Source organism: uncultured Thiodictyon sp. (assembly GCF_903828115.1).
Taxonomy (GTDB): Bacteria; Pseudomonadota; Gammaproteobacteria; order Chromatiales; family Chromatiaceae; genus Thiodictyon.
The window spans coordinates 1-9,642 of the sequence record NZ_CAIKKU010000783.1 but is presented as its reverse complement, the minus strand read 5'-3'; the positions used below and the strand labels follow the sequence as shown (position 1 = coordinate 9,642).

The 9,642-nt window shown below is 62.2% G+C and carries 8 protein-coding genes and 4 tRNA genes; 7 read left to right on the top strand and 5 right to left on the bottom strand.

Annotated elements, in window-relative coordinates; translation table 11 throughout:
* Window positions 1-503 (top strand): histidine kinase dimerization/phospho-acceptor domain-containing protein (locus tag QZY48_RS28760; RefSeq protein WP_295437117.1); only part of this gene is annotated, 503 nt, incomplete at its 5' end.
* Window positions 504-546: 43 nt separating this feature from the next.
* Entirely contained in the window at window positions 547-801 is a 255-nt protein-coding gene (locus tag QZY48_RS28755; RefSeq protein ID WP_295437115.1) for a hypothetical protein, read from the top strand.
* 261 nt (window positions 802-1,062) lie between these two features.
* Here QZY48_RS28755 and QZY48_RS28750 read toward each other — a convergent pair whose 3' ends face one another.
* Window positions 1,063-1,995 carry a histone deacetylase family protein gene (locus QZY48_RS28750; RefSeq protein WP_295437113.1) on the bottom strand — a complete coding sequence of 311 codons (933 nt, stop codon included), beginning with the start codon at window positions 1,993-1,995 and terminating at the stop codon, window positions 1,063-1,065.
* Between the two features lie 158 nt (window positions 1,996-2,153).
* Here QZY48_RS28750 and QZY48_RS28745 point away from each other — a divergent pair, with 158 nt between their 5' ends.
* On the top strand, window positions 2,154-4,832 hold the full coding sequence (locus QZY48_RS28745; protein ID WP_295437111.1) for a bifunctional acetate--CoA ligase family protein/GNAT family N-acetyltransferase: 2,679 nt from the start codon (window positions 2,154-2,156) through the stop codon (window positions 4,830-4,832).
* 190 nt (window positions 4,833-5,022) lie between these two features.
* On the opposite strand, the gene folD is transcribed toward QZY48_RS28745, so the two are convergent.
* Window positions 5,023-5,898, bottom strand: coding sequence for a bifunctional methylenetetrahydrofolate dehydrogenase/methenyltetrahydrofolate cyclohydrolase FolD (folD, locus tag QZY48_RS28740; protein WP_295437109.1), 876 nt, complete (start codon window positions 5,896-5,898; stop codon window positions 5,023-5,025).
* Between the two features lie 186 nt (window positions 5,899-6,084).
* Here folD and QZY48_RS28735 point away from each other — a divergent pair.
* From QZY48_RS28735 to QZY48_RS28720, 4 genes are all read left to right on the top strand, one after another.
* Window positions 6,085-6,161, top strand: a tRNA-Pro gene (locus QZY48_RS28735).
* Between the two features lie 101 nt (window positions 6,162-6,262).
* A tRNA-Arg gene (locus QZY48_RS28730) sits at window positions 6,263-6,339 on the top strand.
* 60 nt (window positions 6,340-6,399) lie between these two features.
* Window positions 6,400-6,475 (top strand) — tRNA-His (locus QZY48_RS28725).
* A 79-nt stretch (window positions 6,476-6,554) separates the two neighbouring features.
* Window positions 6,555-6,630, top strand: a tRNA-Lys gene (locus tag QZY48_RS28720).
* A gap of 281 nt (window positions 6,631-6,911) precedes the next feature.
* On the opposite strand, the gene QZY48_RS28715 is transcribed toward QZY48_RS28720, so the two are convergent.
* The 3 genes from QZY48_RS28715 to QZY48_RS28705 form a co-directional block, all read right to left on the bottom strand.
* Window positions 6,912-7,109, bottom strand: a complete 198-nt coding sequence (locus tag QZY48_RS28715; RefSeq protein ID WP_295437107.1) for a DUF2283 domain-containing protein — start codon at window positions 7,107-7,109, stop codon at window positions 6,912-6,914.
* A gap of 195 nt (window positions 7,110-7,304) precedes the next feature.
* On the bottom strand, window positions 7,305-8,660 hold the full coding sequence (locus QZY48_RS28710; protein WP_295437105.1) for a hypothetical protein: 1,356 nt from the start codon (window positions 8,658-8,660) through the stop codon (window positions 7,305-7,307).
* Window positions 8,647-9,045, bottom strand: coding sequence for a hypothetical protein (locus QZY48_RS28705; RefSeq protein ID WP_295437104.1), 399 nt, complete (start codon window positions 9,043-9,045; stop codon window positions 8,647-8,649). The genes QZY48_RS28710 and QZY48_RS28705 overlap by 14 nt, the downstream gene beginning before the upstream one ends.
* Window positions 9,046-9,642 lie beyond the last annotated feature (597 nt).

Here is a 9,642-nt window from a genome sequence, read left to right as displayed (position 1 = left end):
TCGCTTCTCCGATTACGATTACGACAACGACAACGACAACGACAACGACAACGACAACCACAACGACAACCACAACGACAACCACAACGACAACCACAACGACAACCACAACCACAACGACAACGACAACCACAACGGATATCACACAAGAGATCCAGTATCAGGAGGCCCTGGCGGAGGCCAGGGATCAGGCGCAGACCGCCAACCGCGCCAAGAGCGAATTCCTCGCCAACATGAGCCACGCGATCCGCACCCCGCTGAACGCTATTCTCGGCTTCTCGCAGGTGCTGGAACGTGACCCCGTCCTGAACGCCGCCCAGCGTGACAGCCTGAACGGCATCCTGCGCAGCGGTGAGCATCTGCTGACCCTTATCAACGACGTTCTCGACCTGGCCAAGGTCGAGGCCGGCCGGATGACGCCGATCGTGGCCCCGTTCGACCTTCCGGCGCTGGTGATGGAGACGCAAGCCGTTCCTGGCCGCAGAACTCTTTGCCATCCTTGAGCGCCGGGCCGGGCTGCGGTTCATTCGCGCCGCGCAACGACCGGTGCCCGAGCCACCGCTACCTCCCGCGGCGGTGGCGTGGCGTCTGGCCGCCTGCCCCGGTGGGTGGCGCAGCGACCTCAAGGCGGCCATTGAACAGGGCGACTTCGTCCGAATCACCGAGCTGGCGGAGCAGGTTCACGAGCAGGACGCGGCACTTGGCAAGGTGTTGGTCAAGTGGGCCTACGACTTCGATCTCGATGCCTTTACTCGGGCGCTGCCGGACGCGGGCACTGCCCCGGCCCTGGCCGAAGGATAAGTCGGGAGCCGCGAATTGGTCGCGCAAAGACCCCAATCACAGCGGCATAACCGCGGCCGCCGTCGGCCTCGATCATCATCCCGGCCACCCTGCCGGTCGCGAGGTTGCTGGTCCGCACAGCGGACCCTACGGGCGCGGGGCCAACCCAGCGGGTCCGCTGGGCGGACCGCACGGCGGGCCGGCCGCGTCGGCATTGCATCCGCGGCCGTTCCCGCCTATTCTGATGTTGCAGTGCAACAATGGCGACCCGCCCCCCGCCGATTACCCGTGCCCGATCAGTTCGTCCACATGGGTGCTGACGCACCGCCCCAGGGCCGACAGGTTGTAGCCCCCCTCGAGGAACGAAACGATCCGCCCATGTGCGTGCTTGACCGCCAGGTTGTGCAGTTCCCGCGTGATCCAGGCATAGTCCGCCTCGCGCAGGTTGAAATGCGCCATGTCGTCCTCGGCGTGACCATCGAATCCGGCGGAGACGAGGATCATTTCCGGGGCGAAGGCGTCCAGGCGCGGCAGCCAGGCGCGGGTGACCGCGGCGCGGAAATCGGTCCCGCTGGTCAGGCGCGGCATGGCCAGGTTGATGATATTGGGCTCCACGGTGTCGGCCCCGGTGCCCGGGTAGAAGGGGTGCTGGAAGCTCGAGCAGAAGAGCACCCGGGGCTCGCCCGTGAAGATGTCCTCGGTGCCGTTGCCGTGGTGGACGTCGAAGTCCACGATGGTGACCCGCTTAAGCCCGTGGTGCTCCAGGGCGTGGGCGGCGGCGACTGCCACGTTGTTGAAGAAGCAGAACCCCGCCGCGCTGTCGCGTCCGGCGTGATGGCCCGGCGGGCGCACGCAGCAGAAGGCGGCGTGGTGCTTGTCGCCCATGACCAGGTCGACCGCCAGGATGGCCGCCCCGGCAGAGCGCAGGGCCGCGGGCAGGGTACCGCGGTTCATGGCCGTGTCGCCGTCCAGCCAGGCCAGCGCGTCGGTGTCCTTGGGCGCGGCCGCGAAGATGCGCGCGATATAGGTCCGGTCGTGGACCCGCGCCAATTGGTCCAGGGTGGCCTCCGGGGCGTCGTAATGGGTGACCAGCATTTCCATACCGGAGGCGATCATGCGGTCGGAGATCGCATGGAGCCGCTCCGGGCATTCCGGGTGGAAAGCGCCCATTTGGTGCTCCCGGCAGCACTCGTGGGAGATGAAAGCGAGGTTCATGATGGGTCCTTGGTGCTCGACTGCCGCGGGGGCCGCGGCCGTCGGCCGCAGCAACCCGCGCGATTATTGTTGATGATTGTCCTGTTTGCCGTCAGGCTCACGCCCGACCGGCACCCCTAAAGCTTAAACCGAATCGTGCCCGGGAGGGCAGTCTCCCCATGCATTTGTCTGATGTAGATCAGTTGTTCACGCCGGGTGCCGTGGCCGTCTTCGGCGCCAGCGACAACGCGGATTCAGTCGGCGGCCAGGTCTTTCGCAACCTGCTGGCCGGGACCTTCAAGGGGCACACCTACGCGGTCAACCCGAAGTATGCGGAAGTGGCGGGGCTGCCGTGCTACAAGGACTTGAGCACGCTCGACAAACACATTGACCTGGCCCTGATCGCCGCCCCGGCGAACCAGGTCGTGGGGATCCTGGACCAGTGCGGCGGCTACGGGGTCCAGGTGGCGGTGGTCTACTCGGCCGGGTTCGGGGAGCGCGGCGACCTGGGGGCGGCCATGCAGGACCGGCTGGTGGAGGCGGCGCGGCGCAACCGCATCCGCCTGCTCGGCCCCAACTGCCACGGCGTGATCCGCCCCCAGCATGGGCTCAACGCCAGCGCCGGTCACGACATGCCGCGGCGCGGCAATGTCGCCCTGGTGGCCCAGTCGGGGGCGATCTGCAGCGCCATGATCGACTGGTCGGAGCGGCGCCAGCTCGGGCTCTCCGCCGTGGTCTCCATGGGGGCGGCGGCGGACGTGGACTTCGGTGACATCCTCGACTTCCTGGCGATGGATAGCCATACCCAGTGCATCCTGCTCTATGTGGAGGGTATCCGTAACGCGCGGCGCTTCATGAGTGGACTGCGGGCGGTGGCGCGGCTGAAGCCGGTGGTGGTGGTCAAGGCCGGCCGGCACCCGGCCGGTACCCGCGCCATCCGCTCCCACACCGGGGCCTTCGTCGGCTCGGAGGACGTCTTTCGGGCGGTCACCGAGCGCGCCGGGGTCGTCCAGGTAGCGCACCTGGAGGAGTTGTTCGCCGCTGCGCAGGTGTTCGGGACCGGGCGCCGCCTGGCGGGGGAGCGGATCGTCATCATTACCAATGGGGGTGGCCCCGGCGTACTGGCCGCGGACCGTGCCCAGGACCTGGGGCTTACACTCGCCCCCCTCTCCGAGCTCACCTCTCAGGCACTGGAAAAGGCCCTGCCGGGATACTGGTCCAACGGCAACCCGGTGGACATCATCGGGGATGCCTCCCCGGAGCGCTATCGGATCGCGCTCGATGCCTGTCTCGCCGATCACGAGGTCGACGGGGTGCTGGTCATCTTTGCCCCCCTGGGCTTCGGCGAGCCGACGCTCACCGCGGAGCAGGTGATCGAGGCGATGAAAAAGAACAAGAAACCGGTGATCGTCTCGTGGATGGGCGGCAACCGGGTGGCCGAGGCCCAGGCCCTGTTCGCCGAGTACCATGTCCCGCACTTCGAGAGCCCGGAGACGGCCATCGAGGCCTTCTCCTTTCTCGCCCGGCACCTGCGCAACCAGCAGTTGCTGATGCAGTCCCCGGGGCCACTCTCTCATCAGGAGCCCCCGGACGTGGAGGGGGCGCGCCTGATCATCGAAGGGGTGATGTCGGAGGGGCGCAAGCTCCTGGGTATCATCGAGGCCAAGGCGGTGCTGGCCGCCTTCCGCATCCCCACCATGCACGCGGTGCGGGCCAACAGCGCCAATGAGGCCCTGATGGCGGCGGAGGCCCTGGGGTTTCCGGTGGTCGTCAAGATCAACTCCCCGGACCTGGAAAACAAGTCGGACGTCGATGGGGTGATGCTCAATGTCGGCGACGCCCAGTCGGTGCGCCGCTCCTATACCGAAATCGTCGAACGCGCCAAGCGCCTGCGCCCGGATATCCGCGTCGATGGGGTGACGGTCGAGCGCATGGTGTCCAAGCACGCGGCCCGGGAACTGGCGATCGGGGTGAAGCGCGACTCCATCTTCGGTCCCGTCATCAGCTTCGGCCCCGGCGGCACCGATGTCGACATGCTGGAAGACCGCGCCCTGGGCTTGCCGCCGCTCAATGCCTTCATCACCCAGCGGATGATCGAGCACACCCGGGTGGCGCGCATGATGGAGGCGCGTCAACAGATCCCGTCCATGAACAAGGTGGCCCTGGCGCGCATCCTGCAGCGCGTCTCCGAGATGGTCTGCGAGCTGCCCGAGATCCTGTCCATGGAAATCAACCCGTTGATCGGCAACGACAAGGAGGTACTCGCCGTCGATGCCCGAATCCAGGTCAATTACCGCCCGCCGCAGCAGACCACCTACGGTCACATGGCCATCCACCCCTATCCGGTGAGCCTCCTGGAGCGGGTCCAACTCCCGGACGGCAAGGATCTGATAATCCGCCCGATCCGCCCGGAGGACGCGGATATGACACAGGAGTTCGTCCGCGGACTGTCCGAGCAGACCAAGTATTTTCGCTTCATGCAGGCCATCAAGGAACTGACCCCGGAGATGCTGGTGCGCTTCACCCACATCGATTACGACCGGGAGATGGCCCTGATCGGGGTGATCGATCACGATGGCGAAGAGGCGGCGCTCGGGATCTCCCGCTACAACTCGCGCCCGGGGGGCGAGGCCTGCGAGTTCGCCGTCGTGGTTTCCGATACCTGGCGCAACCTGGGGATCGGCGCGCGGCTCATGCGTTCACTGATGGCCAATGCGCGGCGGCGCGGCTTCCGCGTCATGGAGGGCGAGGTCCTCACCGCCAACACCCGCATGTTGGCCCTGATGAAGTCCCTGGGCTTTCGCATCGACGCCGACCTCGAAGACCCGGCCGTCAAGTTGGTCACCAAGGTGCTTTGATGGCGGTGGTCAGTGGTCAGGGGTCAGGGGGCAGGGGGCAGTGGCAGGTGCCCCGTCCCGCATCGGGGTCGCGCAGCGACGCTGTGGGAGCGGCTTCAGCCGCGACGGGCCGCGCGGGGAACGCGGCGTCGGAGTTCGCCGCGGCCCCGCATCACGCCCGGACGGGGCATTCGCCCGTCCCGCATCGGGGTTACCTGCCATCCCCCGCCGGTCGCGCCCCATGCAACTGCGCCGCCTGGAGGGTGTTCTCGAGCAGGCAGGCGATGGTCATGGGGCCCACCCCCCCGGGCACCGGCGTGATCCAGGCCGCACGCTCGGCGCAGGCGGCGTAGTCCAGGTCACCGACCAGCGTGCCGTCGGGGTTGCGGTTGATGCCGACATCGATGACCAGGGCCCCGGGCTTGATCCAGTCCCCGGGGACGAAGCGCGCCCGCCCCATCGCCGCCACCAGCACGTCGGCCCCGCGTACCTTGCCGGCCAGATCGCGGGTGCGGCTGTGGCAGACCGTGATAGTGCAGCGCGCCGCCAGCAGTTCCAGCGCCATGGGTCGGCCGACGATATTGGACTGGCCGATGATCACTGCGTCCAGCCCGGCAAGGTCGGCACCGGTGCGCCCCAGCAGCGTCATGACGCCCTTGGGGGTGCAGGGCCGCAGGAGCGGCATGCGCAGGGCCAGGCGGCCCAGGTTGTAGGGGTGGAAGCCGTCCACGTCCTTGGTGGGCAGGATGCGCTCGGTGATCGCCTCCGCGTCAAGGTGCCCCGGCAGGGGCAACTGCACCAGGATGCCGTCGATGCGGGGGTCGTCATTCAGTCGGTCGATCAACCCTTCCAGGTCCAACTGACTGGTGTCGGCGGGGAGCGCGTGCTGTTCAGAGAGGAAGCCCACCTCGACGCAGGCCTTGCGCTTGTTGCGCACATAGACCTGGGAGGCCGGGTGCTCCCCCACCAGGATCACCGCCAACCCCGGTGCCCGTCCGCCCGCGGCCAGTCCGGCGGCCACCTGGGCCCGGATCTGCGCGCGGATCTCCGCCGCCACCGCCTTGCCGTCGAGAATCTGTGCGCTCATCGCCATTTGCCCTGCTGCTGACCAGACGGGCATGATAGCGCACCCAGGGGCAGCCCTGGCCGCCGGCGGGTGCGTGCGGGTCCCGGTCGCGGGGGCACGGGACTCTTGTCGGCACGCACTGGATTGACTAGACCCGGGCGCGGGGGTAGACTTCCGCGTCTTCCAATTTGGAGTTGCTTCCGAATCCGGGGTATAGCGCAGCCTGGTAGCGCGCCTGCTTTGGGAGCAGGATGTCGGGGGTTCGAATCCCTCTACCCCGACCAAAGCCCCATTTTCCGGAACCTGTCGCAGGACAGGGTGCGTGAGGGGCGCACTTGAGCCCGGACGGCGCGTGCTCAGCGGTCGCGGTCCGCACTGCTTTCAGGCGCCCGTAGCTCAGTTGGATAGAGCAACGGCCTTCTAAGCCGTGGGTCGCAGGTTCGAGTCCTGCCGGGCGCGCCAAATTTTCCGCCCACGGCGGGCGGCCGGTCGCGTAAGATTGCGACCATGATCGAGTCAATGGTGGACGTAGCTCAGTTGGTAGAGCGCGGGATTGTGATTCCCGTGGTCGTGGGTTCGATCCCCATCGTCCACCCCATTTCATGTGTGATGTCGGTCGCCGTGGCCGCGGTTGACAAACGGATCGGAAGCCCTAAACTACGCGGCTTCACTCTTTCGGGTCGTTAGCTCAGTTGGTAGAGCAGTGGACTCTTAATCCATCGGTCGTAGGTTCGAATCCTACACGACCCACCAATTACGAAATAATGATTTACGGATTAAATAGACCCCGGTTACGGACCCCGTAACCGGGGTTTTTCGTTGCGGGGTTCCTCTTGGGGTTCCTCTCTTCGGTCGCCATGTTCAACGCCCCTTCTCAGCGAATGCCCTCAAGAATGGTCAAGTCGGGCCGGTGAAGGAATCCGGCTTTTCGGCGGCCAAACCTAGACTTGACGCAACGCGGCGGCTAGCGGGCGGCGGGCGCAGTCGCCCGGCGGCCCGGTGTCTTAACTCATGGGGTGCGGCCCACTCTCAGCTCAGGCGGCCTTTCTGGTGTCGAGTAGCGTCGGCAACAACCCGGCTTCCCGCGCTTCCAGGACAACCAATTCAACCAGATTACCGCCCGCATCGAATGACAGGTTGATATTCCAACCCTGCGACGTTTCTTTGACGATGGGCGCGTCTGACAGGCGAATTTCAAGGATGTCATCGTCGGCGTAATAGATGGCCTTCATCGTCTCGTTCGATCATGTGCCTATTGGCATGGTCGGTTAGTCGGATCGCGCATCCGAACCGCTCACTGTTCATAACTGCCCGGCTCCCCGTGCCGGCGTTAACACGTTGTCGCGCCGCTCCCCTGTGATGATCCCGCGCAAACGTTCGGCCCGTTCTTGCCAATTGGCACGACGCCTGTGGCGCGCGCTCGCTGTTCAGGCCGCTTGTTCGCCCAGGTGATGGAGTTCCGCTATGTTCGTTCGGTAGGGGAAGCCCTCATGATACGTCCGATCAATCAGGTCATTATTTGCCAATAATGATGTAACAGTTTGATAACTGACATTGAAGTTAGCCGCTGCGTCTTCAATTGCTTCCTCAGAAAAATCATTTTGCACGAACTCCAGCAACCCATTGAGGGGGCATAAAAAAGCGGCAGAAAATGCTCTCTGATATTTTTGTCTTGCGGTGCCTAGATCGGTGTTGGTCAACCAGCGGCTTTGTCTTCCGTTCAGGTAATCTCCAATAAAGCGAGCCAATTCAAAGCGCTTGCTGATCGGGTGCATCTTGCGAGGAACAAACTTTATTGAGTTATCGGGGTTCGGTATGCCAACAGAAACACTTGACCTGCCCGCCGGAACCCATTTATCGACATCAACTGATGCAATACCCAACAAATCGCACAAGGTCCTGGTATCTATCGGCCCCCGCTCATTTCCAATTGCCTTTCGCACCTGTTGAGCGTCTTTTACGGCCTTTTGCCAAGGCGCTAATCGCCTATTCTGCGTTGATGTGCTTGGTAAGGGAAGCGACGGCCTTCCAATAACCCCGGGGGCCTTGGTCAAGTTCTCGATAGCTCCAAGAGATTCTACATGGGTCGGCTTGCCATAAACCGGTGCAAGTTCCGATAGCGTTGCGTCACCATATCTTCTGCGTAACTCAATAGCATAATCCATGATATCTTGGGGGCACTCGTCAGGATCAAATCCCATTTGTGCTTCAAGTTTTCTGTAGGTGAAACTTTCGGAGTCTTGTTGCTCGTCGAGAACAATTTTCCAAAGCTCACTCAATTCCGAATGTGGTAATCCGGTTGCCTCGAGCCTGCTGACTACTTTTGAAATAAAATCAGTTATAGAATTCTGAAAATCCTTGATAGCGATGGACGCTGGAGCACTCAATCCATTCAGGTATCTGGCCGATTGTTGACACTTGCTATCAGAAGGTGACGACCAAATCTGAATTTCCTCGCCGTCGCTCGCGAAAACGACGCTTGGCCATACAAAGCCGTGACTTGACGCCGCCATTTCATGAGCCATACGCCAGTCGATTGTCGGAGTACGTCCATGCGGCGGCAAAGGCTCAAAAATGAGCCGCCACCACGACTGTAAGCACCATATTGCTAAGGGATAGGTCGACACAACGATATTTTCCTGGACAGACTGTGACCAAATATTCTCGTTCTTTGTCAAATTAGTATCACCTACATGAAGTTCCAACAGTGACATTGTCTTGCTCACTTCAGGCTCTCCAGTCCCAGGTGTTATCCAGCTTTGACGAAATTCAAGCAGCGCCATTACGCTTCTTCCACTCATCGATTACCGCGGACGCGAAAGGATCAGATGGCGGCATTGGGTAGCCGTGATACGCTCCCAATTCCGCGTTTTCCAACTGTGCTTCTAAAGGTTCCCCTTTATCCGTTAACGCCCAAATATTTTGCGGCCAATCGCTTTTCGCGCTACAACTCACCATCCCCAACCTTAAACCACGACGTAGATATCGAAGCGCGATCTTGCGGGAGAAAATATTTACAGTGTCGCAGAGTGCTTTTACCGGTCTAGGAGTAGCGGGTGGGGTAAGATTGAAATCACCCGGGTTCTTCTTGTGTTCCGGGTTCCCGCCGTATTTGACCTTTTTTGCCAGTAACGTAAATGACTTAAGAGCGCTCTCGCTTGTCGGCAAAATTTATCTCTTAGTATTGAACCGATCAGGTCTTCTTTGCATGTGAATTCGATTCCTGTTGGCTCATAAATTCGGTTAAAAATTTCTGGACGAGTACGATATCGGGGCAGATGGCTTGCCATTCTTGGCTGCACGAGCTAACGTAGCCCAAGGCGGCGTGCGCCACCCGCGGCGCCGGAAAATCAGCTCGAACCCTGATGGCGCGCGCTCACTCTTTGGGTGTTCGTTAGGCGATGGACGTGACACTGGAAATTACGGTGACAGAAATTACGGTAATTACGGTGACAGTTTACTAAATGCAAATAATGTGACGTTATTTCACGTGCCTATTGGAGCCAACGTTGATCGGAAGGAAGCTGGTTGCGTTCAAGACTCATCCGCATTCAGTGCATTTAGTAAACTGTCACCGTAACGGTCCACCGTAACGGTCACCGTAACGGTCACCGTAACGCGTAACGAGGCCGACACCTACCTGTTCGCTTGCCAGCGCTACATCGAACTCAACCCCGTGCGTGCGCGGATGGCCAATGAGCCGGGCGACTATCCATGGTCAAGCTACGGCGCCAACGCGCTGGGGCATGGCGATCCAGTCGTCAC

Excerpts from the sequence above, each read along its gene's own strand:
- QZY48_RS28750 (WP_295437113.1), bottom strand. The coding sequence starts at position 1,995 with ATGAACCTCGCTTTCATCTCCCACGAGTGCTGCCGGGAGCACCAAATG.
- QZY48_RS28745 (WP_295437111.1), top strand. The coding sequence starts at position 2,154 with ATGCATTTGTCTGATGTAGATCAGTTGTTCACGCCGGGTGCCGTGGCC.
- folD (WP_295437109.1), bottom strand. The coding sequence starts at position 5,898 with ATGAGCGCACAGATTCTCGACGGCAAGGCGGTGGCGGCGGAGATCCGC.
- QZY48_RS28715 (WP_295437107.1), bottom strand. The coding sequence starts at position 7,109 with ATGAAGGCCATCTATTACGCCGACGATGACATCCTTGAAATTCGCCTG.
- QZY48_RS28710 (WP_295437105.1), bottom strand. The coding sequence starts at position 8,660 with ATGGCGCTGCTTGAATTTCGTCAAAGCTGGATAACACCTGGGACTGGA.